27 protein-coding genes are annotated in these 26,908 nt (G+C 56.3%); 14 read left to right on the forward strand and 13 right to left on the reverse strand.

The genetic code is table 11. From position 1 onward, the window contains the following. Positions 1–147 precede the first annotated feature (147 nt). The 4 genes from yfmF to KQI10_RS00235 all read left to right on the forward strand — a co-directional run bounded on the left by yfmF (position 148) and on the right by KQI10_RS00235 (position 4,285). Positions 148–1,413, forward strand: coding sequence for an EF-P 5-aminopentanol modification-associated protein YfmF (yfmF, locus tag KQI10_RS00220; RefSeq protein WP_216565346.1), 1,266 nt, complete (start codon positions 148–150; stop codon positions 1,411–1,413). Then, positions 1,410–2,696 carry an EF-P 5-aminopentanol modification-associated protein YfmH gene (gene yfmH / locus KQI10_RS00225; protein ID WP_216565347.1) on the forward strand — a complete coding sequence of 429 codons (1,287 nt, stop codon included), beginning with the start codon at positions 1,410–1,412 and terminating at the stop codon, positions 2,694–2,696. Before yfmF ends, yfmH begins: the two co-directional genes overlap by 4 nt. Next, on the forward strand, positions 2,693–3,565 hold the full coding sequence (gene lgt, locus KQI10_RS00230; protein WP_216565348.1) for a prolipoprotein diacylglyceryl transferase: 873 nt from the start codon (positions 2,693–2,695) through the stop codon (positions 3,563–3,565). The genes yfmH and lgt overlap by 4 nt, the downstream gene beginning before the upstream one ends. Before the next feature lie 198 nt (positions 3,566–3,763). Then, positions 3,764–4,285, forward strand: a complete 522-nt coding sequence (locus KQI10_RS00235; RefSeq protein ID WP_216565349.1) for a GNAT family N-acetyltransferase — start codon at positions 3,764–3,766, stop codon at positions 4,283–4,285. Between the two features lie 236 nt (positions 4,286–4,521). Here KQI10_RS00235 and rpiB read toward each other — a convergent pair whose 3' ends face one another. The 5 genes from rpiB to yabP form a co-directional block, all read right to left on the reverse strand. After that, complete coding sequence (rpiB, locus tag KQI10_RS00240) at positions 4,522–4,965, reverse strand: ribose 5-phosphate isomerase B (RefSeq protein ID WP_216565350.1); 444 nt, start codon at positions 4,963–4,965, stop codon at positions 4,522–4,524. A 12-nt stretch (positions 4,966–4,977) separates the two neighbouring features. Then, positions 4,978–5,676: an SDR family oxidoreductase gene (locus tag KQI10_RS00245; protein ID WP_216565351.1), complete on the reverse strand. Its 699-nt coding sequence runs from the start codon at positions 5,674–5,676 to the stop codon at positions 4,978–4,980. A 239-nt stretch (positions 5,677–5,915) separates the two neighbouring features. Further along, on the reverse strand, positions 5,916–6,374 hold the full coding sequence (locus tag KQI10_RS00250) for a S1 RNA-binding domain-containing protein (protein ID WP_216565352.1): 459 nt from the start codon (positions 6,372–6,374) through the stop codon (positions 5,916–5,918). A 59-nt stretch (positions 6,375–6,433) separates the two neighbouring features. Then, entirely contained in the window at positions 6,434–6,751 is a 318-nt protein-coding gene (locus KQI10_RS00255; RefSeq protein WP_216565353.1) for a hypothetical protein, read from the reverse strand. 411 nt (positions 6,752–7,162) lie between these two features. Beyond that, complete coding sequence (yabP, locus tag KQI10_RS00260) at positions 7,163–7,516, reverse strand: sporulation protein YabP (RefSeq protein WP_216565354.1); 354 nt, start codon at positions 7,514–7,516, stop codon at positions 7,163–7,165. A 29-nt stretch (positions 7,517–7,545) separates the two neighbouring features. Between yabP and KQI10_RS00265 the strand changes: the two genes are divergently transcribed. The 4 genes from KQI10_RS00265 (at position 7,546) to KQI10_RS00280 (ending at position 10,410) form a co-directional block, all read left to right on the forward strand. Continuing rightward, positions 7,546–8,079 (forward strand): DUF308 domain-containing protein, encoded by a 534-nt coding sequence (locus KQI10_RS00265; protein WP_216565355.1) that lies wholly within the window; start codon positions 7,546–7,548, stop codon positions 8,077–8,079. After that, positions 8,076–8,546, forward strand: a complete 471-nt coding sequence (locus KQI10_RS00270) for a 4'-phosphopantetheinyl transferase superfamily protein (protein ID WP_216565356.1) — start codon at positions 8,076–8,078, stop codon at positions 8,544–8,546. The genes KQI10_RS00265 and KQI10_RS00270 overlap by 4 nt, the downstream gene beginning before the upstream one ends. Before the next feature lie 13 nt (positions 8,547–8,559). Beyond that, entirely contained in the window at positions 8,560–9,330 is a 771-nt protein-coding gene (locus tag KQI10_RS00275; RefSeq protein ID WP_216565357.1) for a TatD family hydrolase, read from the forward strand. 309 nt (positions 9,331–9,639) lie between these two features. Further along, a complete protein-coding gene (locus KQI10_RS00280) occupies positions 9,640–10,410 on the forward strand; it encodes a ThiF family adenylyltransferase (protein ID WP_216565358.1) in 771 nt (256 codons plus the stop codon). A 513-nt stretch (positions 10,411–10,923) separates the two neighbouring features. Here KQI10_RS00280 and KQI10_RS00285 read toward each other — a convergent pair. The 8 genes from KQI10_RS00285 to KQI10_RS00315 all read right to left on the reverse strand — a co-directional run bounded on the left by KQI10_RS00285 (position 10,924) and on the right by KQI10_RS00315 (position 19,489). Continuing rightward, positions 10,924–11,829: a patatin family protein gene (locus KQI10_RS00285; protein WP_216565359.1), complete on the reverse strand. Its 906-nt coding sequence runs from the start codon at positions 11,827–11,829 to the stop codon at positions 10,924–10,926. A gap of 632 nt (positions 11,830–12,461) precedes the next feature. Beyond that, the gene (locus KQI10_RS11610) at positions 12,462–12,554 is read right to left on the reverse strand and encodes a putative holin-like toxin (RefSeq protein ID WP_253285002.1); all 93 of its coding nucleotides are present in this window, start codon (positions 12,552–12,554) and stop codon (positions 12,462–12,464) included. 181 nt (positions 12,555–12,735) lie between these two features. Next, entirely contained in the window at positions 12,736–14,379 is a 1,644-nt protein-coding gene (locus tag KQI10_RS00290; protein WP_216565360.1) for an MBOAT family protein, read from the reverse strand. Positions 14,380–14,390: 11 nt separating this feature from the next. Then, positions 14,391–14,618 (reverse strand): phosphopantetheine-binding protein, encoded by a 228-nt coding sequence (locus KQI10_RS00295; RefSeq protein ID WP_216565361.1) that lies wholly within the window; start codon positions 14,616–14,618, stop codon positions 14,391–14,393. Positions 14,619–14,777: 159 nt separating this feature from the next. Next, the gene (locus KQI10_RS00300; RefSeq protein ID WP_216565362.1) at positions 14,778–15,944 is read right to left on the reverse strand and encodes an alanine racemase; all 1,167 of its coding nucleotides are present in this window, start codon (positions 15,942–15,944) and stop codon (positions 14,778–14,780) included. Further along, complete coding sequence (locus KQI10_RS00305; protein WP_216565363.1) at positions 15,945–17,456, reverse strand: AMP-binding protein; 1,512 nt, start codon at positions 17,454–17,456, stop codon at positions 15,945–15,947. A gap of 6 nt (positions 17,457–17,462) precedes the next feature. Then, positions 17,463–18,416, reverse strand: a complete 954-nt coding sequence (locus KQI10_RS00310; protein WP_216565364.1) for a hypothetical protein — start codon at positions 18,414–18,416, stop codon at positions 17,463–17,465. A 215-nt stretch (positions 18,417–18,631) separates the two neighbouring features. Continuing rightward, a complete protein-coding gene (locus KQI10_RS00315; protein WP_216565365.1) occupies positions 18,632–19,489 on the reverse strand; it encodes a 4Fe-4S cluster-binding domain-containing protein in 858 nt (285 codons plus the stop codon). Between the two features lie 298 nt (positions 19,490–19,787). Here KQI10_RS00315 and KQI10_RS00320 point away from each other — a divergent pair, with 298 nt between their 5' ends. The 6 genes from KQI10_RS00320 to KQI10_RS00345 all read left to right on the forward strand — a co-directional run bounded on the left by KQI10_RS00320 (position 19,788) and on the right by KQI10_RS00345 (position 26,498). Continuing rightward, the gene (locus KQI10_RS00320) at positions 19,788–20,255 is read left to right on the forward strand and encodes a GNAT family N-acetyltransferase (protein WP_216565366.1); all 468 of its coding nucleotides are present in this window, start codon (positions 19,788–19,790) and stop codon (positions 20,253–20,255) included. Positions 20,256–20,264: 9 nt separating this feature from the next. Further along, positions 20,265–21,890: a 23S rRNA (uracil(1939)-C(5))-methyltransferase RlmD gene (rlmD, locus tag KQI10_RS00325; RefSeq protein ID WP_216565367.1), complete on the forward strand. Its 1,626-nt coding sequence runs from the start codon at positions 20,265–20,267 to the stop codon at positions 21,888–21,890. A gap of 197 nt (positions 21,891–22,087) precedes the next feature. After that, on the forward strand, positions 22,088–22,315 hold the full coding sequence (locus KQI10_RS00330) for a helix-turn-helix transcriptional regulator (RefSeq protein ID WP_216565368.1): 228 nt from the start codon (positions 22,088–22,090) through the stop codon (positions 22,313–22,315). Between the two features lie 24 nt (positions 22,316–22,339). Continuing rightward, positions 22,340–23,161: a zinc ribbon domain-containing protein gene (locus KQI10_RS00335; RefSeq protein ID WP_216565369.1), complete on the forward strand. Its 822-nt coding sequence runs from the start codon at positions 22,340–22,342 to the stop codon at positions 23,159–23,161. A 23-nt stretch (positions 23,162–23,184) separates the two neighbouring features. Continuing rightward, complete coding sequence (locus KQI10_RS00340; RefSeq protein WP_216565370.1) at positions 23,185–24,516, forward strand: SPFH domain-containing protein; 1,332 nt, start codon at positions 23,185–23,187, stop codon at positions 24,514–24,516. Positions 24,517–24,530: 14 nt separating this feature from the next. Beyond that, positions 24,531–26,498, forward strand: a complete 1,968-nt coding sequence (locus tag KQI10_RS00345) for a DUF4839 domain-containing protein (protein ID WP_216565371.1) — start codon at positions 24,531–24,533, stop codon at positions 26,496–26,498. Positions 26,499–26,908 lie beyond the last annotated feature (410 nt).

The following is a 26,908-nucleotide window of genomic DNA, read 5'->3' on the forward strand; positions in this document are numbered from 1 at the left end:
CCGACAGCGCCTCCCTTAGGCCGCATTCTTTCCCCCTTTCTTGGCGGGACAAGAAAGGGGCCCCCGGAGGGACCCAGCCGAAACAAGTTACGGGGTAAAATTCAAAAAGAAAAGCTCAATGTATTACCCCCTTTTTAAGGAGTACCTATGCTTACACATTCCGAAATATTTCCCGGCATCCATCTGCGCTGTGTTCAGGACCGGCGGTTCAAGCACAGCGCCCTGAGTCTCCAGTATATCCGGCCCATGTGCCGGGAAGAGGCGGCTATGAATGCCCTGATCCCCAGCGTGCTGCTGCGGGGGTGCAAAAGCGCCCCGGATCTGCGGCAGATCACCCAGCGGCTGGACGACCTCTACGGCGCGGCCGTCAGCCCCATTTCCCGCCGGGCGGGGGACTGGCAGACCACCGGGCTCTACCTGAGCCTGATGGATGACCGCTTCGCCCGGGAGGGCGAGGCCCTGACAGAGCAGGCCATGGATTTTCTGAAGGAGCTGCTCTTTGCGTATCCCGAGGAAAACGGTGGGTTTCTTCCTGAATTTGTAGAGGGGGAGAAAATCAACCAGATCTACGCCATTGAGGCGGAGTTCAACGACAAACGGGCCTACTGCGCCCAGCAGCTGCTGAAAAATATGTGCCGGGAGGATTCCTTCGGCGTGCCCCGGATGGGGGAGCGGGAAGACGTGGAGGCCGTTACGCCACAGGCCCTTCTTTCCCACTACAGGCGTCTGCGCCGGGAAAGTCAGATAGAAATCCTATATGTAGGCTCTGCCGCCCCGGAACGGATGGCGGGCCTTGTCCGGAAACTTTTCGCGGAGGAGGACCGCGCCCCGCTGCCCCTGCCTGCCCAGAGCGGCCTGCGGCTCAGCAAGGCCGCAGACCTCTGCGAGCGGATGGAGCTGACCCAGGGAAAGCTCTGCATGGGCTTCGCCACGCCCGTCACGGCGAAGGACCCCGGCTTTCCCGCTATGCAGCTGCTCTGCGCGGTGTTCGGCGGGGACGTGACCAGCAAGCTGTTCCGGAACATCCGGGAAAAGCAGAGCCTGTGCTATTCCATCGGCGCGGGGTACTACAGCGCCAAGGGCATCGTTCTGGTATCCGCGGGCATTGATTTTGACAAGGAAGCCCACGTCCGGGAAGAGGTTCTGCGGCAGCTGGACGCCTGCCGCCGGGGAGAGATCACCGGGGAGGAGCTGACCGCTGCCCGGGCCTCCCTCATCAGCGCGCTGGAAAGTGTGCCGGATTCCCCCGGGGCGCTGGAAAGCTACTATTCCTCCATGGTTCTGGGCGGCAGCGGTCTGGACCCTCAGGCCCACAGAAAGGCACTGGAGGCCGTCACCCCGGAGGACCTGACCCGGGCCGCGGACAGCCTGACGCCGCACAGCACCTGTTTTCTGAAAGGAGTGAGCCAATGACCGGGACAAGCTACCCAAAGCTGGACGAGACCGTTTACCGGAAGGTCCTGCCCAACGGGCTGCGGCTGGCCGTGGTGCCCAAGCCGGGCTTTGCCAAAAAGCAGGCCTATTTCGTCACGGATTTCGGCTCCATCCATACCCATTTCCGGTTTGAGGGGCGGGAATACACCGTTCCCGCCGGAATCGCCCACTATCTGGAGCATAAAATGTTCGATTTGCCGGGAGGCCGGGACGTCAGCGCGGAGTTCGCCGCCTACGGCGCTTCCAGCAATGCCTTTACCAGCTACGACATGACCGCCTATTACTTTTCCTGCACGGACCACTTTGACGAAAGCCTGCGCCTGCTGCTGGAATTCGTCAGCACCCCCCATTTTACGGCGGAAAGCGTGGAAAAGGAGCGGGGCATCATCGATCAGGAGATCGGCATGAATCTGGACGCCCCGGACAGCGTGGTCTTTGAAAATCTGGCAAAAGCCATGTACGAAAGGCACCCCATCCGCATTCCCATTCTGGGCACCTCCGAGACCATCCGGGAGATCACCCCGGAAAATCTGACTCTGTGCCACAAGGCCTTCTATACCCCCGGAAACATGATGCTCTGCGTCATGGGAGACGTGGATCCGGAGGCCGTGGAAAAAGCCGCCCGGGAAATTCTGGGGGACGGCAAAGGGGAGGTGGGCGAAAAAATAAGGGACTGGGACGAATCCCTGACCTGCGCCCAACGGGACGTGGGGGACGCCATGGAGGTGGCCATGCCCACCTTCACGCTGGCGTTCAAGTGTCCGGCTCCCGGCAAGGGGGACGCCGCCATCCGGCAGGAATTTCTGGCGGATCTGGCCGCGGAGACCCTGTTCGGGGAAAGCTCTGAGCTGTATCTGAAGCTCTACGACGAGGGAATCATCGACAGCTCCTTCGGCGGCGGCTACGAGACCATCGACGGCTGCGCCCTGTTTACCTGCGGCGGCGACAGCATGGACCCGGAGGCCGTCCGGAAGGCGGTGCTCTCCGCCGCTCAGGATTTTTCCGGCATTTCCCGGACAGCTTTCGACCGCATGAAGCGCAGCGCCTTTGGCCGCCGGATCAAGGGACTGGATTCCTTCGACGCCACCTGCTTCCGGCTCTGCGCCTACGCGTTCAGCGACTTTGACTATTTCCGGTTTCCGGAAATCTATAAAACCATCCAAAAAGAGGACGTAGAGGAATTTCTGAAACAGACCCTTCGGGCGGAAAACAGCTGCCTGTCGGTGATTTTCCCCGTCCGAGAAGGAGACGAAGAAATATGAGCCTGAATCCCGCAAACTATTCCCGGATCTCGTTCCCCCTGTTCGGCATCGAGATCGACCCCATCCGCTATTTCACCATCGGGCCGCTGACCATCCATATGTATGGTCTGGTCATTGCCTTCGGCCTGCTGCTGGCCGGCGTCTATTGCAGCCGCCGCAGCAAACGGGCGGGCCTGACGGAGGACGACATTCTGGACGGCATCCTCTGGATCACGCCCTTTGCCGTTATCTGCGCCCGTGTTTACTACTGCGTGTTCAGCTGGTCCGAGTACGCGGCGGATCCCATTTCCGTGCTGTACATCTGGAACGGCGGCCTTGCCATTTACGGCGCGGTCATGGGCGCGTTTCTCGGCGTGGCGGTGTACTGCCGCGTCAAAAAATGCTCTCTGCCCGCCCTGCTGGATCTGGTGGTCATGGGCTTCCTGATCGGCCAGTTCGTGGGCCGCTGGGGCAACTTTTTCAACCGGGAGGCCTTCGGCGCGCCCACCCAGGCTTTCTCCCGCATGGGCCTGTTCAACACGGTGACCGGCCAGTGGGAGTTCTACCACCCCACCTTCCTGTATGAGAGCCTGTGGAATTTTACGGGCTTCCTGATCCTGCACTTTCTGTACCCCAGACGGGCCTATGACGGGCAGATCGCTCTGGGCTACTGCGCCTGGTACGGCCTGGGCCGGGCCATCATCGAGGGCCTGCGGATGGACAGCCTCTATTGGGGCTCCTTCCGTGTCAGCCAGGTCCTGGGCGCCGTTGGCTGTGTCGCCGCCGTGGCCGCTCTGACCGTCCTCCACTTCCGCCCCCACGACCGGGAGAGACTCGCCGAGCGGGTCTGCGCAAAAGCCCAGGCGGAAAAAGAGGAGCCGAAGGAGTAAGGCAAATCGGGGGTGTTGTACCCCTTGGCTCTCCCTATGGGAGAGCTGTCACGGCGGAAACGCCGTGACTGAGAGGGTTGGATCCCGCCGCTTGTACCCTCTCAGTCGTGCTGCGCACGCCAGCTCCCCCAGAGGGGGAGCCAGGGGGGCATTCTGTCACCCCCATTTTCAAACTACTTGAATCCGAGGTAACAAAAAATGATCCACATCCGCCCTGCCTCTGCCGGGGATGAAGCCCGGCTGGCTTACATACAGACCGAAAGCTGGAAGGCCGCCTTTCAGAGTATTGTCCCGGGGGATCTATTGGCAAAAGCCACGGATCTGGAGCACGCCACCGCCATGTACCGGCGGCTTCTGGTAGCCGGGAAAGGCCACGGCTATATTCTGGAGCTGGACGGAAAGCCCCATTGTATCGCATGGTGGGACGCCGCCCGGGATGCCGATATGGCTGGCTTTGCCGAGCTGATCTGCATCCACTCTTTGGAGGAGAACTGGCACAGGGGCTATGGCAGCATGATGATGGCGCGGGTTCTGGCGGACGCAAAAGCCGCCGGGTACCGGAATATCCTCCTCTGGGTCTTCGACCGCAATCTGCCCGCGATCCGCTTCTACAGATCCCATGGCTTCACCCCCACCGGCCGAAAGCAGCCCGCTTTTGGCGCAGTGGAGGAGATGTATGTAAAGACTCTGGATGCGCAGGCGGCACAAGCTGACCTGTGAGGCGGCATCGCCCCCAACGGCGGGAACGCATGTTTTTTCGTAGGGGCCGATGCCCACATCGGCCCGGAAACCTTGCGGGAGGGACTTGTTCGTTTTTTTGCGACCGCTCTGTCAACGCACCCGGCGGGGCGATGAGGGCATCGCCCCCTACAGTGAGGAAACGAACCGTTGTTTTGTATACGTTTACAGATACACACAGCCCGCCTCAAATGTCGAGGCGGGCTGTGATTTCGTTTTTATTCCTGTTCCAGGGCCATGACCTTGTCAATGCGGCGCTGGTGGCGGGGTTCGCCGGAGAAGGGGGTGGAGAGCCAGGTGTCCACGATCTCCAGAGCCAGATTCTCGCCCACAATGCCGGCGCCCAGGGCCATCATGTTGGTGTCGTTGTGCAGCCGGGTCATTTTGGCGGAGAGAACGTCGGACAGCAGGGCGCAGCGGATGCCTTTTACCTTGTTGGCGGCAATGGAAACGCCGATGCCGGTGGTGCACAGTACGATGCCCTTTTCGCATTCTCCGGAGGCTACCGCCCGGGCGGCTGCCGCGGCGAAATCCGGATAGTCGCAGCTTTCGGGGCCGTTGGTGCCGAAGTCCGCGACTTCGTAGCCTGCCTTGCGCAGGTGGTCCGCTACCTTGATTTTCAGAACATACGCGCCGTGGTCACAGCCAATGGCAATTTTCATTTCTATTTCCTCCTAAATCGCAAATCCACCGTCTACGTTCAACACGTTTCCGGTGATAAATTCCGCGTTTGCCAGGTATTCCATGGCCTTTGCCACGTCCTCCGGCGTTCCGTTCCGGCCCAGCGGGGCCTCCTGGGCCAGCGCGTCCAGCGTCTCAGGGTCCACCTGAGCGCACATGTCCGTCAGAATCACCCCGGGGGCAACGCAGTTGACCCGGATGCCGCTGGGGCCAAGCTCCTTGGCCAGAGCCTTGGTCAGGGCGATAACGGCCCCCTTGGTGGCAGAATAAGCGGCCTCGCAGCTGGAGCCAACCCGGCCCCACATACTGGAAACCGTTACGATGCTGCCTTTTTGCTTTTGCAGAAAGGACGGCAGGGCGGCGTTGACGCAGTTGTAGACGCCCTTGACGTTGACGGCGAAGATCCGGTCCCAGTCCGCCTCCGGCATGGACTGCATGAGACCGTAAAAACAGATGCCCGCGTTGCAGATGAGAATATCCACATCGCCGATCTGCCGGAAGGCGGCTTTGACGGCTGCGCTGTCCGCCACATCGCAGCGGATGGGAACCGCGCCGGTTTTCCCGGAAACCTCCCGGGCCGCGGCGTCGTTTTTTTCATAGAGGAAGAAGACCCTGTATCCTTTCCCCGCGAACAATTCCACCGCCGCCCGGCCGATGCCCCGGGAGCCGCCGGTAATCACGACTGTTGACATAACTTTCTCCTTAAAAAGGGCTGCTGCAAAATAGCTCCCCTGAAAGGGGAGCTCAGACTGTCAAAGAACTATGTCATTGCGAGGCAGTGTGCGCACTGCCGTGGCAATCCCCCGGATTTTCAAACATTTTGATTCCTAAACCGGCAGTCCCTACGCCTAACCGGGGGATTCCCACACCAGTCTGCGGACTGGTTCGGAATGACATGCTATCTTTGGGACTTTTTGACAGTCCCTGTTTTTTATCTTCTTCTGCTCTTGGTCCGGTGGTCGGAGTACTGGCGGATGGAAGAGATTTTGCTGTCGGATTCGGACATGAATGCCTTCAGCTTCTCCTCAAACAGCTGGTCCGCCGTCTTGGGGGCCGCGGGCTGTATGGGGGCGCGGCTGGGGCGATTGCCCTGGCCTTCCCGGCGTGGGGCGCTGTTGCCGCGGAACTCGCCTCTGGGGGCGTTTTCCCGCTGGGGCTTGGGCTCCAGGCGCTTGATGGACAGATTGATCTTGCCATTGTCCAGGCCGATGACCATTACCTTTACGTCCTGCCCCTCGGTCAGATGCTGGTGGATGTCGCTGACGTAGGCGTTGGCCACCTCTGAGATATGTACCATGCCGGTCTTATTCTCCGGCAGGGCGATGAACGCGCCAAAATTGGTAATGGACTTGACTTTTCCCTCTAAAACGGCTCCGACGGTTAACTCCATAGATGCTATGTTTCCTCCAAACTATTTTAGGCAGCCGGTTGCATTCAGGCTGCCGGGTTTCAGTTTCCGGCGCCGGGCACGATGACCACGGCTTTGGGGTTCACAAGACCCAGCTCTTCCTCGGCTATGGCCCGGATGGCTTCTTCCGATTCCATGTCGCCCAGGCGTTCTTCCAGCTTGCGGTTCTGGCCCGCGGTCTGGGCGGCCAGTTCCAGGGTCTGCCGGGTCTGCTCCCGCACGCTGAGCTTGACCCAGCTGAGGGCAGCCAGCGCCAGCATGGAAAACACCACCAGACTGACCACCAATATCTTCAGCAGCGGCGTGGAATGGTTCCAGACGATTCTGGTATTGCCGACCTTTACGGATGACTCTGTCATTGGGCGCACCTCCCGGGCTTTGCGAATTCTTCCGTCCTATTGTAACCCATTTTCCGGCAGATGCAAACACATTTTTTGCGAATTTGAAAATTTTTTTTCGGAATGTCAAAAACGGACGCCGTATCCGGGCCAAAATAGACCAAAAGCCATAAAAAACGGGAGAGAGCGGTTTGGTCAGCGCCGCCTGCTCCAGACAGAAGCCCGGCAGCATCCCAAGGGCGCAGGCCAGCCGCGGGTCCCCTCCGCAGACGCCGAAGTTCAGAACGCACAGCGCCCAGGCGGCGCCCAGCAGGAACAGACCGTCCGCCAGATTGCGCCGGTGCTTTGCCGGGAGCCGCAGAAAGTCCCAAAAGACGCCGAGGCACGCGCCCAAAAGAAGCGCATAGCCCATCCGGGCAAGAGACTGGCGGATCATCCCAGCAGCCTCTGCAGGAAGGACCCTGCCTGCCGGGGCACCTCGTAGCTCAGGGCGCTGACCGTGCCCTCCACCGCGACATGGCCCCCTTCTACGGACAGCTCCTTCAATTGCAGCTGCTCCCCCTGAACCACCAGAGTACCCATTTCCGTCTGCAAAACCACCGTGTCCTCCTCAAAGCGGATCACCTCCGTGACCCCGGTAACGCTGAGGCTTTTGCGCTCCGTCAGCCGCAGACTGTGGCTCTCCTGAACCAGAACCTCCACCCCCTTTCCGGAAGCAGTATATGCGGGGAAAATCCGAATATGCCCGGGGCAATCGTTGACAGACTGGCAAAAAAGGGGTATCATATTCTCAATAAAAGAAAGGTGTGGTCTTTATGAAAAAGACGGAAATTCGGAATCTGGTGCGGCTGATGCTGACCCCCGCGCTGATGGTGCTGCTGGGCATTCTGCTCATCGTCCGGCCGGACTCCGCCTCCGCGGTGGTGGGCAAGATCCTTGGCTGGGGCATGATTCTGCTGGGTGCCGGCACGCTGATTGAGTCTCTGGCCGTCCGGGATATTACCGCCAGCCGGGTGCTGTTCGTAGCCGTGACGCTGGCTCTGGGCACCTGGCTGCTGCGCAACCCTCTGCGTCTGGCGGCGGCGCTGGGCCGGGTGGCCGGGCTGCTGATTCTGGTACGGGCCATTCAGGACATCATCAACGCCGCCAAATGGAAGTGCGGCATGAAGTACGCCCTGCTCTCCGCCGTCATCGGCGGACTGCTGATTCTTTTGCCCATGACCACCTCCCGGGCGGTCTGGGTGATTCTGGGCATTCTGGTGATCCTGGTGGCCGTGCTCATGGCCTTTGACCGTCTGAAGCCCGGCAAGCTGCTGGGGGACGGCGGCAATGTCATCGACGCCCAATGAGATACGCCTGCTGCCGCCTGGAGGGCCGCAGCGGCCATGAGGCCGGGTGGGCTTTGCTGCGGCAGCTCTATCTGGAAGAGACCGGCCTGGCCCTGCCGCCTGTCCGGCTTTCCAAAACCGGAAAGCCCTATTTCCCCGACAGCCCCTATTGCTTCTCCATCTCCCATACCGGCCGTCACGCGGTGTGCGTGCTGGGGCAGCGCCCGGTGGGCATCGACATGGAGGAGCTGGACCGCCCCGTGCGGCTGAAAATCGCCGGGAGGATCCTGTCCGCCCCGGAGTACGGCCAATTTGCCCAGGCTGCCGACCAGCGCCGGGCCTTTCTGACCTTCTGGGTTCTGAAGGAGGCCCTTTTGAAGTGCCGGGGCACGGGCTTGCAGGGCATCCCCAACCACACGGCCTTTTCCCTTTCCGACCCCCGGGTCTGGGAGTGGGACGGCTGTCTGGTGGGCATGATCGTAGAATAGAAAGGAAAATTCCATGCTTTTTGACACCCACGCCCATATGGACGACCATGCCTTTGACCCGGACCGGGCCTTCCTTCTGGAAACCGCCCTGCCCCAGGCGGGCATTGGGCTTTTGATGAACCCCGGCTGCTCTCTGGCGTCCTCCCGGGCGGCCTCCGGGCTCTCTCAGCGCTATGACTACATCTACTCCGCCGTGGGCTCCCACCCGGACGCCGCCGACGAGGTGAACGACGAGGTGCTGGATGCCTACCGGGCCATGTGCCGGGAGAATCCAAAGATCCGGGCCGTGGGCGAGATCGGTCTGGACTATCACTATGAGGATATCCCCCGGGATATCCAGCAGCGGGCTTTCCGGGCACAGATGGAGCTGGCCCGGGAGCTGAATCTGCCCGTCATCGTCCATGAGCGGGAGGCCCATCAGGACGGCATGCGGATCGTCACGGAGTTTTCTCAGGTGATGGGGGTGTTCCACTGCTTTTCCGGCTCCGCGGAAATGGCCAAATGGCTGGCGGACCGGGGCTGGTACGTTGGCTTTACGGGGGTGCTGACCTTCAAAAATGCCCGTCGGGCGCTGGAGGCCGCCGCGGCGGTGCCCCGGGACCGGGTGGTCATCGAGACCGACTGCCCCTATATGTCCCCGGAACCCTTCCGGGGCAAACGCAACGACCCCACCCGGCTCTGCCGCATGGCCGAGGCTCTGGCGGCCCTCTGGGGCGTCACCCCGGAGGAGGCGGAGTTCATTACGTTTGAGAATGGGAAAAGACTTTATAAAATTGACAATTGACAATTGACAGTTGACAATTAAGGTGTTTCCTTTCGGAAACGATTCAAATAAAAATTCAAATTCGTCCCGCAGGGACACCATTGGATGGATTGAAAACCTATGAAAATAGTAGTATAATAACTGGGCTTACGTCATTATAAAATTGACAATTGACAATTGACAGTTGACAATGGAGGAGTTTCCTTCGGAAACAAATCAAATAATTTCAAATTCGTCCCGCAGGGACACCATAATTGTCAATTGTTCATTGTCAATTGTCAATTCGTTTTCTGCGGGCTCATAACTTTCACAGACAACTAGGAGACAACTATGCTGAATCAATTTTCCCGGTCGGAGCTGGTCTTCGGCAAGGACGCTATGGAAAAACTGAAAAACGCCCGGGTGGCCGTGTTTGGCATCGGCGGCGTGGGCGGCTATACGGTGGAGGCTCTGGCCCGGTCCGGAGTGGGGGCGTTGGATCTCATTGACGACGATAAGGTCTGCATCACCAATCTGAACCGGCAGATCATCGCGACCCGCGGCACCGTGGGCAAATACAAGGTGGATGTGGCGAAAGACCGCATTCTGGACATCAACCCCAACTGCCGGGTGACCACCCATCAGACCTTTTTCATGCCGGACACCAAAGATCAGTTCGACTTTTCCCAGTACGACTATGTGGTGGACGCCATCGACACCGTGACGGGCAAGAAGGAGATCATCCTCTGCGCCCGGGCGGCGGGGGTGCGTGTCATCAGCTCCATGGGCGCGGGCAACAAGGTGGAGGCCTCCGCCTTCAAGGTTGCGGATATCTATGAGACCAGCGTCTGCCCTCTGGCCCGGGTCATGCGGAAGATCTGCCGCCAGAACGGCATTGACCACCTGAAGGTGGTGTACTCCGAGGAAAAGCCCATCCGGCCTCTGGAGGATATGGCCATTTCCTGCCGGGCCCACTGCGTCTGCCCGCCGGGCACCGCCCGCAAATGCACCCAGCGCCGGGACATCCCCGGCTCCACCCCCTTCGCCGTGGCTGCCGCCGGGATGATTATCGCCGGCGAGGTGGTCAAAGACCTGACGGCCTTTGACAGAGGGGATAGATAAAGCAGGGGCTGTCGCCCATTCGTGTGTGAAAACTTTGTTATTTATTTCGGACGAAAGCTCTGCCCACATCTCGGCTGGGTGCCTCCGGCGGGGAGCTTCTTGGCGGGACAAGAAAGAGGGAGCAGCTTAAGGTCGTAAGGGCTTCCCCTCCGGGGAAGCTGGCTCGGCAAAGCCGAGACTGAAGAGGGACAGTAGAGGCTGGCTCCATTTGTGAGGCTTCGGCGAATTCGTACGTTCTTCGATTGGAGCTTCCAAATCGAGGTTATACGAATTCGCCGGAGACTGTACCGTATTCAGGCGTTTACCGTCCCTCTTTCGTCACGGCCTACGGCCGTGCCACCTTCCCCGGAGGGGAAGGCTTTTCTTCAAGACTCCCGCCTCCCTTAAGCCGCATTCTTTCCCCCTTTCTTGGCGGGACAAGAAAGGGGCCCCCGGAGGGGCCCAGCCTGTGTGCGGACAAAGCTATTGACAAAATAGAGCAAAGTTTTTGTGTTGACGGTCTGCTGTAGGCTTTTACAGCGGCTGGCCCAGGTATCTGGACAGGGCTTCCAGGCTGTTCAGGCCCTCCGTGTAGCCCTGCCAGTAGAGGGCGCCCAGCTTTTCCATGTCTCCTTCCACCCGGGACACGGTAATGGGCCGCTCCGGGGCCAGTACAAAAACTCTGCCGGACCGCTCCAGCTCCTCCAGCCGGTCGCACAGACCGTTGTAGACCGTATGAATCCGGTCCACGTTCCGGGCAAACTCCGGCCAGCGGCGGTAGACAGCTTCGGCGGTATTTTGTCCTTTGGGGGGCTTTCGGTAGCTTCTGTGCCGGGTGCGGATGACGACGATCTTGTCGTACCCCTGCCCCAATGCCCAGTCGAAGGGAATGCCGCAGCTGCACCCGCCGTCCAGGCAGGGCACGCCGTTCACATCCACCATAGGCGTCACAAAGGGCATGGAGGCCGAGGCCTTTACGGCGGCGAAGATATCGCACTGTCCCCGCTCCCAGAAGACGGATTCTCCCGTGCGGCAGTCTGTGGCCTCCGCCAGGAAGCGGCGGCGGGGATCGTTGAAACGCTGCGTGTCCAGCGGTTCGATTTCGTTGTAGTCGTACAGCAGAAAATCCAGCCGGATCAGGCTCTTGCTTTTCCGCAGAGCCTGCGTGCCGATGTAGGCTTTGTCGTGGCGGTGGCCCAGGTTGGCCCGGGCGGAGCGGCCGATCTGTCCGCTGACATAGCTGACACCGCCAAGGGCCCCGGCGCTGACGCCCAAGGTGCAGGAAAAGTTTACGCCCCGCTGCATCCAGGCATCCAGCGCACCCTGGGTATACATCCCCCGAAACGCGCCGCCTTCCAGCACCAGACAGCCCTCAATGAGCCCCTCCTGCGCAAGCCCTGTAGGGATACTGCCCAATTTCGAATAGATATCCTGACCCATAAAGGACCTCCTTTTTGTAATTTTTCTGCATTTTATCAGGTTTCCGCCAAAAAATCAAGGGAAAATTGAAGCACCCCGGTTCCTGAAAACCGAGGTGCTCCCGCGTAACAAAGAACAAACAATCCCGCGGCGGCAAGGGGGATCGATCCGCCTGCGGTAGAAGTTAGCCTTTGCTAATCATTATAGCGGAGAATTCATATTTGTCAAGAAAAAACTTCTGAGAGAAAACACATTGACAGCCATGGGCCCAGCGTGTCAAAAAAGTCCAAAGGATAGGATGTCATTCCGAACCAGTCCTCAGACTGGTGTGGGAATCCCCCGGTTAGACGTAGAAACTACCGGTCTAGGAATGAAAATGTTTGAAAATCCGGGGGATTGCCACGGCAGTGTGCGCACTGCCTCGCAATGACATAGTTCTTTGACAGTCTGAGACATAGGCCGTTTCCTACAACCTTGTTTTCACATGGTGTCTGCAAATTTGTAACGTATGCGGTTGTTGCGGGAAAGTTTTCGGAACGGTTGACAAAATAAAAGACCTGGGGTACAGTATAGACACAAAGGGTGCCGCCAGCAGGTCGGCTCCCCAAATGTGTCACGAAGAGATAATCGTAACTTTGGAGAGAGTTGGGCGATTATCTCTTCTTGTTATTGTTATCCTGGCGGACCAGGGTAATGACGGCAATGATGACCATGCAGAATTGAAAAATTCCTTCCCATGTAACCATAATCGTCACCCCCTTTCTATCTGGAAGGGGGCAAAAGAAGAGTTACCCCCGAATGGATCGAGGGGAACCGCCTGCCGGGGTGCTGGCAGCACCTCGGGTATGGCAGCACAGAATTCGACGAATTGCAAGGAAAACGGGACATGAAATGCCGCAAGGCAATCATGTCCCGTTTTTTTACAGATCAAAAATTCGCGTACATCGGGTCCACGGCCACATAGCCCGCGCCGTAGGCGCCGAAGATCAGGATGAAGAGGATCAGGGCGTACCATACGCACCAGCGCAGCCAGACCGGCCTCTTTTGCAGGGATTCCCGAAGGGAGACGCCCCGCTCCTGGAGGATGCTGACGGCCAGAATGATCGCCGCGGCCACGGCCACGATATACAAATCCCGGATGTTGTAATTGATGACGCTGACAAGGGTTATGAGCGTGTCCTTTATTGAGTAATATTTGCTGAAGGGATTCCCGAAATCCGTGAAGATCCGGCGCAGCATCCTTCCGGCCATGGCCATATTGTCCGCCCGGAAGATGATTTCTCCCAGCACCACCAGAAAGGCCGTCCGCAGCATCTGAAACAGCCGGAAGGGCTTGTTTTCCGGGGTAAAGCGCAGCTTTTCGTTGACGGTCTTCAGGTACGGCGCGAAGACATTGCCAAGCAGGATCAGCACGAAGTGGTACAGGCCGAAGAAAACATAGTGCCAGGCGGCGCCGTGCCACAGTCCGTTGGAGAACCAGACACACAGCAGGGCAATGGAGCCGGCAATCAGAGGGCCGAAGTGGTTGCCCAGTTTTTTCCGGGCGGCGGTGGTCAGCTTCTTCAAAGGGCCGGACATGGTGACGGGATAGAAAATATAGTCCCGGAACCAGGTGCCCAGGGTGATGTGCCACCGGGTCCAGAATTCGGAGATGTTTTTGGAGAAAAAGGGGCGCTTGAAGTTTTCCGGCATGGTGATGCCGAAAATCCGGGCCGTGCCGCAGACCGCGTCCATGGAGCCGGAGAAGTCGGCGTAGAGCTGTAAGGTGTAGAGAATGCCGCCCAGCAGGGACATATAGCCGGGGTAGCTGTTGGCCTGGGAAAAAAGCTCCTCCACAACCGGATTCAGCCGGTCCGCGATGACCAGCTTTTTCATAAGGCCGAAGGCAATCCGCTGGAGGCCCAGACAGAGGTTTTCATACCGGATGGGGCCCGCTTCCCAGAGAGCCTGGGCCGTCTGTCCGTAGCGGCAGATGGGGCCCTCTACAATGCCCGGGAAAAAGCCCAGAAACAGCCCCAGCCGCAGAATGTTCCGGTCCGCCGGAATGGTCTGCCGGTATACATCCACCAGATAGCTTACGCTTTGCAGGATGAAGAAGCTCAGGCCCAGAGGCTTGACGAAGGCCGGAACGGTAAAGACGGTGCCGAACAGGGCGTTGACGTTTTCCAGAAAGAAACCGGAATATTTCAGCACCAGAATCAGCCCGATGTGGGCGGTGACTGCCAGGGCCAGCACCCCTCTTGCCCGGCGGTTGAAGGCTTTTTTGATGGCCTTCCGCTCAGATTTTTCCGCGGCCTTCACCGCGGCGTCCCGCCGGGTAAAGATGTGCCGCATCCACAGCCCGCAGCCCCAGATGGCCGCGGCGGAGAGCAGAAGATAGACGATGTACACTCCGCTGATCAGCCAGTAGAAGCCCAGGCTCAGAAGAAGCAGTGCGTATTTTTTCCATTTATTGGGGGTCAGTCCGTAAAAGATCAGGGCCAGAGGCAGAAAGAGCCCCAGATACAGCACCGAGAAATAGGCGGACAGATCCGGGAACGCGCCTGCGTAAAGGCGGGTCAGCAGCTGCATAGCTGATCTCCTCAGTCTTCCTGCAGCCGCTGAACCATCTCCAGCATGGCATTGGCGGAATTGAAGTTGGCGGGGATGATCTCCACAGCGGGGATGGTCACGTCAAAGGTGTCCTCAAGCTCGGCAACCAGAGAAATGATGGACAGAGAGTCCAGCAGATGGTCGTCAATCAGGTGATCCTCGTGTTCAAAGTCCACCCCGGGCTGAATGTCGTTCAGAATTTCAAGCAGTTCTTCCATGATGATTGTGTCCTTTCGTTTTTTATTTTGGATGGGTAAATGAATTGGAGATTGAAAATTGACAATTGACAATGAACAATTGACAATTGTGGTGTCCCTTCGGGACGTTTGAAATTATTTTTTGTTTATTTCCGGAGGAAATTCCTTAATTGTCAATTGTCAATTGTCCATTTTTCCGCCGTCCATATTCATCGGATACGTCTCCGTGGTCTCCCGGGCGCGGTGGAGTTTGCCTGTTTCGTCCAGAATGTACACCGCCGGTAAGTCCCGGCTGAGGAACAGAGAAATGCCCTCGGTGACGCAGTAGGCGCCGGTGTTGTAAAAGCACAGGGTATCGCCGACGCCGACCTCCGGCAGGGGCAGGCCCTTTACCAGAATGTCATTCATGGAGCACAGGCTCCCGCAGAGGTTCCAGTCCTTTGCCGGAGGCAGGTTCTCCTTGCCGCAGAGGGTGACCTTCGGGAGCTTCATGCCCATGTACTGGCCGTAGTAGACCATCTGGTGCATGCCGCCGTCCAGAATCAGATAGTTCTGACCATGGTTGTTTTTCAGGTCGGCCACATGGGTGAAGTACCGGCCGCAGCAGGCGGCGATGGACCGCCCCAACTCCAGCGTGATCTTACCCTGCCACTGTGTCTGCTCCAGCAGCTGCCGCAGGCCGAGAATCAGTTCCCCTTCGTCCAGCGTCTCGCCGAAATAGCTTACCGGGAAGCCGGGGCCGTATTCCAGCTCCGGGCTGCGCCAGCCGCAGTCCGTTTCCAGCCGGGTCAACAGCTCGTCCAGCCGCAGAATTTCCCGGCGCAGTTTTTTAAGGGAGGTCTTCTGGGTGCCGGAGAAAAACTGGATGCCCCGGTAGTCCAGGCCGGGGTGATCCCCCCGATAGCGGACCAGAGCCTCGATGTCCTCCTCGTTGATGCCGAACTGGCTGTCATTGGTGAGCCGCAGCAGAATTTTCAGCTTCTTCCCGTATTTCCCGGAGAGCCGGTCCAGAAGCTCGAACTGGGTCAGGGATTCCACGGTGTAGATTCGCCCGTCGGTATTTGCCACCAGTTCCTCAATAAAGGCCGGCGTCTTGTTGATGCCGGAGATCACGGTGGCGGCGGGGTCAACGCCCAGAGCGTCACAGATGCGGCTCTCGCCGGGGGAGCAGATTTCCAGCCGCTCCACCCTGGGAAGGGCACCTTTTACCAGAAAGGGATTGGCTTTGATGGCGTAGGCCAGCCGGATGTTCTCGCCCAGCAGGCCCCGCAGATCGTCAATGCGCTGCCCCAGAGCCCGGAAGTCAAAGACATAGTAGGCCGTATCCTGCAATTTGGAAATGTCCATTTATCGTCCTCCTGCCATGGCCGCCAGAGCCTTGCGGTCGATTTTGCCGTTCTTGTTCAGGGGCATGGCCTCCACCTGCCGCAGAATGCCGGGGACCATGAAGCCCGGCAGAGTCTGTTTCATAATGGTGTGCAGCTCCCCCTGATCGATGGCGCCGGTGTAGAAGCCCTTGAGACGGCCGCGCTTTTCGTCAAAGACGCAGCAGGCCCGGTCCACGCCGGCAATGGCGTTCATCTCCCGCTCAATTTCCTCCAGTTCGATCCGATGGCCCATATATTTGATCTGAAAGTCCTTCCGGCCGCTGAAAACCAGTTCGCCCCGGTCGTTGTACCGGCCCAGGTCGCCCGTGCGGTAGACGCGCTCCGGGTAGTTGGGGTTCAGGGGATTCTGGGTGAAGTGGGCGGCGTTCTGTTCCGGGCAGCGGTAGTAGCCCAGAGCCAGGGCGGTGCCCCGGACGCAGATTTCGCCCTCGGTTTCCTGCCCGGTTATCAGACGGTTTTCCCCGTCCAGCAGGAAAACGTCCTCGTTGGGGAAGGGAATGCCGATGGGAATCCCGGCGGCATAGTCCCGGTTTTCCTCCAGAATGTGGTAGGTGCAGTTGCAGGTGATCTCCGTGGGGCCGTAGAGGTTGACATAAGTCACATCCGGCAGATGCTTCCGGAATTCCTTCAGAGCCCGCAGAGGCATGACCTCCCCGGAGAAGAGGATTTTCTGAATGGTCTCCGGGGTTCTGTAGTCCAGAGCATGAAAGCCCGTAATGAGACACAGGGCGGACACCGCCCAGATCAGGGTGGTGGCTTTCTTTTCACAGAGGAAGTCCATCAGCTCCGTGGGTACGGAGAACAGCCGCCGGGGCACCACCGCCAGAGTGGCGCCGGCCTTCATGGCGGAATAGATGTCCTTTACGGACACGTCAAAGTCAAAGGGCGCCTGATTGGCGATCACGTCCCCTTCGGTGATGTCGAACAGCTCCGTAAAGCAGCCGATGAAATCCAGCACGCTGCGGCTGCTGACCACGATGCCCTTGGGCACGCCGGTGGAGCCGGAGGTGAAGTTTACATAAAGCGGATCCGTATCAATGGCCCGGGCCTGAATGGCGGCAAGGGCGGCATCGTCCTCCGGTACCTCCGCCAGCGCCTCCAGACAGACAAGGCTCTGCCCGGGGAAGATTTCCTCTGCCTGGGCAAGCAGCTCCCGGCAGGTGACGATGACCGCCGGCCCCAGCTGGGCGGCAATCTGGTTCAGCCGGGGGCCGGGCAGTTCCGTGTTCAGCACGGAGTAGAAACAGCCCGCCCATTGGATGCCGAAAAAGGCGGCTACGGCGTCGGCATTTTTTTCCAGAAATACGCCGACGCCCTGCTTCGGGCCGGTCAGACGGGCCAGCCCGGTGCCGATACGGCGGGAAAGGCGGTAGAATTCCGCATAGCTGTAGCTTCGGCAGTCGTCCGTTACCGCGCACCGGTCCGGGAAGCGCCGAAAACTGGTTTCCAGATAGCAAAGCGCATTTGCCATGGGGCATTACTCCTTCATTTCTTCCTTTTTTGCCTGAATCCGTTCTGGCAGAGCCGCAAGGTCCCGGTCCCAGGCGGCGTAAGCGGCCTCCCCCCGGTGATCCGGCAGGGTGTCCGACAAAAAGTCCCCAAGCCAGCGGGTGATCTTTGCCGCACCGTAGTAATTCAGGTGGTCGCCGTTGTCGTAGGTGTCCCGGTCCCAGTCAATGTCCCGGCTTTCCAGATTGCCGTCCAGATAAAGGACCCCAAGCTCCCGGGCCAGATCTTCCATGGTGTTGTGCCGGGCCATGCTCCAGTTCTCGGGACTGGGCACGCTGTAGAGAATCAACCGGATGTTCTTTTCCCTGCACAGATTGCTGATATTCCGAAGAGAGCGCAGATTGGCGCCGCTGAGGGCTTCCCGGGCATCCGTTGGGGCCATGTAGCCCTCCAGATCCTTCCGAGGGTCCGCGGAGAGCAGCAGGTGGTAGCCTCGATCCGGGTATTCCCCGGTGTATTCCGGGGACTGAAGATCCCGAAGGGTCAGGCTCTTCCACCGGCTGTGATACCGCAGCACCGGGAAAAGGCGCTGCGCCGCGGGAACGATCCGGTCCACCCGGGAATAGACCCGGTAGAGCACGTTGGTTTCCAGCACCACCACCTTGGGGGACTGGCGTTCCAGTGCCGCTTTCAGAAAGGCTTCCGTTTCATAGGGCTTCTGGTCCACGCAGGCGCAGACAAAGGAGGCAATGCCGTAGTCCTGCCAGAGCTCCATGGGCACGAAGCCGGAGTAGGCTTCGCTGTCTCCCAGAAACAGCAAATCGATGCTGTTTTCCGGCTGGGAGAGAATGGCAATGGGGTCCGCTTCCAGCATACCGGCGGCGGAGGTGTTGTTCTTCGGCGCGAACACCGGCCCCAAAAGCACGACCAGCGCCGTCAGCGGCAGGAGAAAGAGAAGGGAATGTAAGAAATTTTTACGCACAGAGCGGCGGCTCCTTCCGAATAAATTGACAATTGACAATGTACAATTGACAATTATGGTGTCCCTGCGGGACGAATTTTATAATATCAAATCATTTCCGAAGGAAATACCTTCATTGTCAACTGTCAATTGTCCATTGTCAATTGGAAAACGATTCACCACACTCCAGTATAGCATACTTCCGGTCGCTTGTCTGCCCATTGTTTTATCTTTTTTCAGAAATCCGGGATAAATCCACTGTCCGCGGACTGGGCTTCCTGGGTGAAGCCCTCCAGATCGTTGAGGAACATCCAGCTCAGCACCGCGTCGTATTCCTCGTCCGTGATCCGGCGGTCCATGGGGGGCTGCTGGTTTCCCATGGGCGTGTACTGCCGCATGAGGCTCACAAGAACTTCTCCGGGGCGGAAGGTTTCACCGATCCAGTCCAGGACTTTCAGGGAGTTTTCCACCTGCCCCGGCAAAATCAGGTGGCGGATCACGGTGCCCCGCAGAATTCTATCCCCCTGCCATTGGACAGGGCCGGTCTGGCGTACCATTTCCCGGATGGCCGCGGCGGCCACGGGGAAGTAGTCCGCTGCCCCGGAGAGGGAAGAGGCTAACTTCGGGTCCGCGTATTTCAGGTCCGGCAGATAGATGTCCACGCGGCCCTCCAGGGCTTTCAGGGTCTGAACGCTTTCGTAGCCGCCGCAGTTGTAGACCACGGGCACGGGCAGCTTCGGCTCCAGAGCGGGGAGAATGGTGGGCAGAAATTGGGTGGGGGTCACCAGATCGATGTTTTCCGCCCCCTGCGCGATGAGTCCCTCAAAGACCCGGCGAAGCTGGGTGCTGTCCATGGCCTGTCCGGCAGCGTGGCCGCTGATGGCGGCGTTCTGGCAGTAGGAGCAGCCCAGAGTGCAGCCTCCAAAAAACACCGCCCCGCTGCCGCCCGGCCCTGCCAGCGCGGGCTCTTCCCATTTGTGCAGCATGGCCTTGGCCACCAGCGCCGTACCCGGACAGTCGCAGAAGCCCCGCTGTCCGTTTTCCCGATCCACGCCGCACTGCCTGGGGCAGAGCTGGCAATTCCGATAATCCATAAGACAGCTCCTTCTTGTTTTCTGTGGATATTCTAGCATTTTTTTGAAAAAGACGCAAGAGCGGCTTTACCGGGGGAGGGGAGTGTGGTATGATAAAAACATATAAACGGGGCTGCAGGAAAACAAATTGACAATTGACAATGTACAATTGACAATTATGGTGTCCCTTTGGGACAAATTTGAATGATAAATGATATTTTGAATCGTTTCCGAAGGAAACTCCTTCATTGTCAACTGTCAATTGTCCATTGTCAATTGTGCGGATCCCAACCTTCCCCAGTCAAAGGAGCACAAAGCCATGACCATTCGATTTGCAAATACTGACGACATCCCCCAGCTTTTGAACCTGCTGCGGCAGGTGGAGAGGGTGCACCATGATATCCGGCCGGACCTGTTCCGGGACGGCGGAGAGAAGTACGAACCGGAGACCCTGAAAGAATTGCTCAAGGACGTGAATCGCCCCGTGCTGGCGGCGGTGGAGGACGGCGTTGTTGTGGGCTACGCCTTCTGCGTGCTGGAAGAGACTGCGGGTGACCCCGCCCGGCTGGACCGGAAGGAGCTGTATCTGGACGATCTGTGCGTGGATGCCTCCGTCCGGGGCAAGGGCGTGGCAAAGCAGCTGTGGCAGGAAACGGTAGACCTGGCAAAACAGCTGGGCTGCGATGCCGTGACCCTGAACGTCTGGGAGGGCAACGACCGGGCGCGGAAATTCTACGAAAACTGCGGCCTGACCGTTCGGAAAACATTTTTGGAATATCCCCTGTAAGGAGACACAATGCTAATCAAAAATCAGATTTATGAAGCGGAGATCACGGACTATACCACTGAGGGACAGGGCATCGCCCATATTGAGGGCTGCGCCGTGTTTGTCCCCAATGCCATTGCCGGAGAACGGGTCAGCGTCCGGATTACGCTGGTGCGCAAGACCTGGGCGGCGGGAAAACTTGTGGAAATTCTGGAAAAGTCCCCCCATCGGGTGAACCGGGCCTGCCCCGTGGCCAAGCTCTGCGGCGGCTGCGCCTTCTGGCACATGGACTATGAAGAGGAATGCCGGTTAAAGGCAGACCGGGTGCGGACCTGCCTGAACCGCATAGGCGGGGAAAGTCTGGACACAGTACCCATTCTGGCGGCCCCCAGCTGGGAGGGCTACCGGAACAAGGCCCAGTATCCCGTGGCCCGGGACAAGGGCAGAGCCTACGCGGGCTTCTTCAGGGAGGGCACCCATGAGGTGGTGGAAACCGGCCGCTGCCGCATCCTGCCGGAGGAGACTGACCGGGTGAAATCCATTGTTATGGATTATGTAAACAAGAACCGCGTGCCCATCTATGACGAGCAGACCCACAAGGGGCTTTTGCGGCATATTTACGTCCGCCGGGGGGCGGTGTCCGGGCAGATTCTGGTCTGTCTGGTGGTCAACGGCGAGGGATTGCCTAGAGTTTCCGCTCTGATCGACGCCCTGAAAGCCGTACCCGGCTTTACCACTCTGGTGCTCAGCGTGAATACCAGAAAGGGAAACGCCGTGCTGGGGGACAAATTCGTGACCCTCTATGGCCCGGGCTATATTGAGGACACCCTCTGCGGCCTGAACTTCCGGCTGTCGGCAAGGTCTTTCTATCAGGTGAACCACGCCCAGGCCCAGCGGCTCTATGAGACAGCCATTTCCATGGCGAATATCACGAAAGACGATCTGGTGCTGGACCTCTACTGCGGCGTGGGTACCATTACTCTGGCCATGGCTTCCGCCGCCGGAAAGGTTCTGGGCGTGGAGGTGGTTCCCCAGGCCATTGAGGACGCGAAGGACAACGCCCGGCGCAATGGCATCGAAAACGCGGAATTCTTCTGCGCCGACGCGGGGGAGGCCGCCCTGCGCTTAGAGCAGCAGGGCATCCGCCCGGACATCATCACCGTGGACCCGCCCCGGAAGGGCCTGAACAGCGACGCCATCGAGGCCATCGCCCGCATGGCCCCCAAACGCCTGGTCTACGTCTCCTGCGACCCCGCCACTCTGGCCCGGGATACCGCCCTGCTGAAAGCCCGTGGCTTCCGGGTAGAACAGGTGACGGCAGCAGACCTGTTCCCGCGATGCAGCCATGTGGAGACGGTATGTTTATTGTCCAAACTTCAAAGTAAGGAACATATCGAGATCGAAGTGAAGATGGACGAGCTGGATTTGACTGCTGCGGAGAAAAAGGCAACCTATGAGGAAATCAAGGCATATGTTCTGGAACATACCGGCTTGAAGGTCAGCAGTCTGTATATCGCACAGGTAAAGCAGAAGTGCGGTATCATTGAACGTGAGAACTATAACAAGCCAAAGTCTGAGGATGCCAAGCAGCCCCAATGCCCGCCGGAGAAGGAAAGAGCAATCACAGAAGCTTTGAAGCACTTCGGGATGATTTAAGAATATAGTTTGCTTCGGATAGAAGGATAGCTGCCGCTCGAAAGGTATTTATGCCTCTGAGCGGCAGTTATTTTAGAGTCGCACAACGCTAAAATTCGCAAGAAGTTGTGAATTTTAGCGTTGTATTTGATGAAATTTATTGACAGCCACACTTTTGCACAGTATACTATATTTTGGATATAAATAGGAGGCACAACGTGAGAATCAGTTATAAGAAGCTGTGGATATTGCTCATTGAGAAAAATATCTCACCAGCTACTCTCAGAAAAGACCTGAATATAGCGACCGGCACTATGACAAAGATGCGCCGCAACGAGGAAGTTGCGTTGTCCGTCCTGCTCCGCATATGTGATTATCTGGATTGCAATATTGGAGATATATGCGATGCGGTACGTGTGGAATCTGATCAGGGGTTTGAACAATAAACAGAAGTTGGAAGGATAGAGAAGATGAAAAAACAATTCTGCCCTTACTGCGGAACCAAGCTGGATGAGGGAGCGCGATTCTGCAAAAACTGCGGCGAAGCGATTTGTGGTGATGCTCAAGAAGCACATAGGACATCAAATGAACAAGCATATACTGGAAATCCCACAGAGAGAAAGACAGTTTATGAAGGGTATATACATAAGTGCCCGAACTGCGGCGAAGTAATGGAATCGTTCCTCACGGTATGTCCAACTTGCGGATATGAGATTCGAGATGTTCGGTCTGCTTCCTCCGTCCGAGAGTTGGCTGTAAAATTGGAAAATATCTCGGCACAGAAAATGCCAGCCTTTGAAGAAAAGAAATCGGTCATGAAAATGGTGTTCGGTAAAGATTTCAAAGAGGGTGACGAAGCCGAGGAAGCCCTTAAGCGATTTGAGAGCCAGAAGAATCAAGAAAAGGCGTCTCTGATCATCAATTTTGCTGTTCCAAATTCCAAAGAAGATATTATGGAGTTTATGATATTGGCAGCATCCAACATTGATGTGAAAAAAGGTATTGATGACGATGTTACAAAAGCATGGATTTCCAAACTGGATCAGGTTTATCAGAGAGCGGAAATTTCCATGGGCAAGCATTCGGATTTCTTGCAGATAAAAACAATTTACGACCGAAAAAAGAAAGAAATTAAAAACAAAAAGCTGAAAGGCGTCTTGATTTGGGTAGGCGGTGTAGCGGGCTGGTTTTTCCTATTAGGCTTGCTATGGAATCCTGCGGTAACAATCGGAATTGCTATTGGTGTTTTGATTCTTGGAATAATAGGCATTGTCCTGTTTAAGAAACGATAATCAAGTGATCGGGGGTAAAGGAAATGTCACCGTTCGATAAGCAAAAGCGTACAGGCGGATTCATGGACGAAATCCGCTGTGATGAGCCATCCTATCTGATCTGGAAATGGCATCCTGCCGGCGTGCAGCTTGGTGAGGGAAACAGAGAAAACGCTATTCGATGGGGTTCGTCTCTGAGGGTAAAGGACGGAGAAGTCGCTGTTTTTGTATACAGGCAAAAGAACGGCACTATGCAGGACTTCATTGAAGGTCCGTTTGACCAGATTCTTAAAACAGCAAACCTCCCCGTTCTTGCAAGTTTTGTCGGGCTGGCATACGAGGGGGGCACACCATTTCAGGCAGAGGTTTATTTCATCAACCTTGCCAAGATCATTCAGGTGAAATTCGGTGTTCCCTTCTTTGATGTATATGATCCGAGGTTTGCGGATTTTGGTGTTCCGGTTGCCGTGAGAGGTACTGTCAGTTTCAGCATTTCGGATTACAGAGAGTTTATCAAGCTGCATCGGCTGAACAATTTCAGCCTTGACGATTTCCAGAAGCAGATTCGTGATGCTGCCTGCCGGTATGTCAAAGACAGCGTAGCCAACGCACCGGCAGCACACAGTATTCCTGTGATCCAGCTTGAAAGCAAAATCGCACAGATTAACGATGCAATCGAGTATGACATCAGCGAACGGCTGAAAGAGAGCTTCGGTGTCCTTGTCTCCGGCGTTGATATAGCCGCGATTGAGATCGACAAGGCGAGTGACAGCTACCGGCAGCTCATGGCAGTTACAAAGAATATTGCCGCGACAAAGATTCAGGCAGAAACCGCCGATTATGTTGAGCGGCTGCGTATTCAGCGTGAAGAAGGTCAGTATGCTCAGCACAAAGCAACACAGACTGCAAATATCGGTGCATTTCAGGTCGAGAAGCAGGCAGAGGTTGGCGTTGCCGGAGCTGCTGCACTCGGTCAGATGGGTGCAAACGGAGCCGGTGATGTAAATATCGGTGGCGGCGGTGATGGTACTGGCTTTAACATGGCTTCAATGATGGCAGGCATGGCTGTCGGTGGCGCTGTTGGACAAAATATCGCCGGAGCGATGAATCACATGATGGGTGGCATTCAACAGCCTGTGCAGTCTGGCATGACACCTCCTCCGATTCCTGCGGCGGCATATCACATTGCTGTGAACGGGCAAGCGACTGGCCCATTTGACCTGGCAGTGCTTGCACAGATGATGTCTGTCGGACAATTCACAGCTGACAGTCTGGTTTGGAAAAGCGGAATGGAACAATGGAGGAAAGCCGGAGCGGTGGATGAGTTGAAATCTTTGTTCCCTGCTATGCCGCCGATCCCTTCATCGGAAAAATAAAGGAGATATGAGAGATGAGATGTTCAAAATGTGGAGCGGAACTCTCGGAGGATACTAAGTTTTGCTCATACTGTGGAAATAAGGTTGAAATGCCACCGAAACAGGAAAATGTATCAGAAGAAGATATTCCACCAATTTCATTGGATGAACAGGTGCAAGATTTTCAGAATCAGAAAGAGCCGCCGAAATCCTTAGCGGACAGAATGAGGGAAAAAGCTTCCGCCAAATGGGGAAAGCTGAGTACATACGGAAAGATTGCGACTGTGGCGATAGTTGTATTTGCCCTGCTTTTCATTGTGGCACTATTATCAGAAAAAACTGCGGCAACCATTATCGCTGTTCTCCAAATTGCTTTAGCTGTCGTTGCTGTTCTTATGCACAGAGGAATAATCAAAATCGAGCAGAAAAAGGTTTGGCTCAAATGGCTTCTGTTAGGAATTGCTGCTTTGCTTACGGTTCTGAACGTCATGAGCTATTCTTGGGGGACAGCGAACAAGAATAAACCAACCCCTAACCAAACCTCTGATACTTCCATAGCTGCCGTATCTGTTGCTGCTCCTTATGGAGCAGCTGAGTGCTTAGAACAGGATTATACGACAATTCAGGCTGCTTTTTACGCTGCTGGCTTTACGAACATTGAAGCTGAGAAAGTTGAAGACCTGCAAGCTACCGACGTAGATAAGGCGAATACGATTGATGCGATTTCGGTGGGCGGCAAAACAGATTTCACAAAAGAGCAAGAGTTCCAATCCGATGATGAAGTTCTCATTCGTTATCACGGTTATGCAAAGTGTAACGTCAAAATCCATGTTGATTTCGTCCCGAACCTGATTTTCAGCAAGTATGACGTGAATCTGCTTCTGAACGGAATTGAACAAGGAACGCTGACGCATGGAGAGGATCAGGATTTTGAGCTTTCCATTGATCCGGGTGAATATACCCTTACTTTTGAAAGCGACGAGTCATCCACGGTAAAGGGTGAGGTTACACTGACGGTAGATTGTGATGTCGAGGCTTCTTATAAAATTGCGTGTTCCAGTGATAAAGTGTCTGTTGAAACGCTGTATGTGGATCGCCTGATGGAATTAGCTGACGGCGAAGTAAAGCTTGATGTGGCAGCCTCTGAGTATAAGCATAAAAAATATGAGGATGTTGCAGCCGCACTTAAAACGTTGGGCTTTACCAATATTAAATACGAAGTCCTGTATGATATTGTCTTGGGCTGGACAGATGACGGCGAAGTCGAGAGCGTGAGCATTGCTGACAAAACTGACTTCAATCGCGGAGATGTGTTCCCTGCTGATGCTGAAATTGTTATCACATACCATATGCCGGAAGACGATGATCCTTCCAACATTACTATGGCAAAAAGCTCCGATGCATATGATGGAATGAATTACGTTGATGTCGAGCAAGCGTTCAGAGATATGGGCTTTACCAATATCGAGCTTGGCGAAGTTACAACGGAAAGCACTTCTCACGCGGATGGCGAAGTGATGCTTGTTGAGATTGATGGTTGGTCATTCAATGCTGGAGATTCATTTAAGCCCGACAAAAAGGTTTATATCAAGTATTACCATGTTGAAGAGCCTGAGATTATTGAAAGTATTACTGCTGACAATAACAGCGACTTTGCTGCTATTTTGACCGCGGAGTATGTTGATCCTGAAAAGCAGGCAGCCTTTATTTCGGCGTATAAAGGAAAAGTGGTAGAATTTGACTGCATTGTTTTGAATCTGGAACAGAACGGAAACTATAAAACGAGATATAATTATATCTTAGTGCCTGGTGAAGATGCGGATCATATTGGTGCCGCCCTGTTCTACCTTGAAGATATGGGTATGTTTGATTTTAAGTGGGATAATGCGACACGCCCGGAATACTTGACTGTCGGTTCAAAAATTAGGCTTCAGGCAGAGGTTGTAACAGGCGATGATTCGCTGTACATTTATCTAAAGCCCGTGTGTACTTGGGGAAGATAATGCTGCGCTAATCTGCGCACATTATCAGCACTCGTTAAAAGCCGCTGTAACTTTCATCCCGGCGGGGGATAGTTACAGCGGCTTTTTATTTTCAAGCTGTGCAAAGAAACTGATTTTTCAGGTTGTATATGCACCTGCGAGGAAAATGAGGGATTTCAAAGGGAGCATCCCTTTGACGCTAGGTTTCCAATAGGGGCGCGAGCATCCCTGTTGGCACACGATTTTCCGTAGGAAAGTCTAGTGTGTTATACCTTTGCTTCCGGCTGACGCGGGAAAGGGGCTGGCTTCGCCATCTGCTGTACGGCAGATAGCGGTTGGCGGACACTTTTCTGCGTCAGTAGGACAGGCGGATTTTGTGACACCAAGGTGACACAAATGCAGGATTTTTGAGAAGCAAAATCCGACTGGCC

Source organism: Pseudoflavonifractor sp. MSJ-30, assembly GCF_018918045.1.
Taxonomy (GTDB): domain Bacteria; phylum Bacillota; class Clostridia; order Oscillospirales; family Oscillospiraceae; genus Faecousia.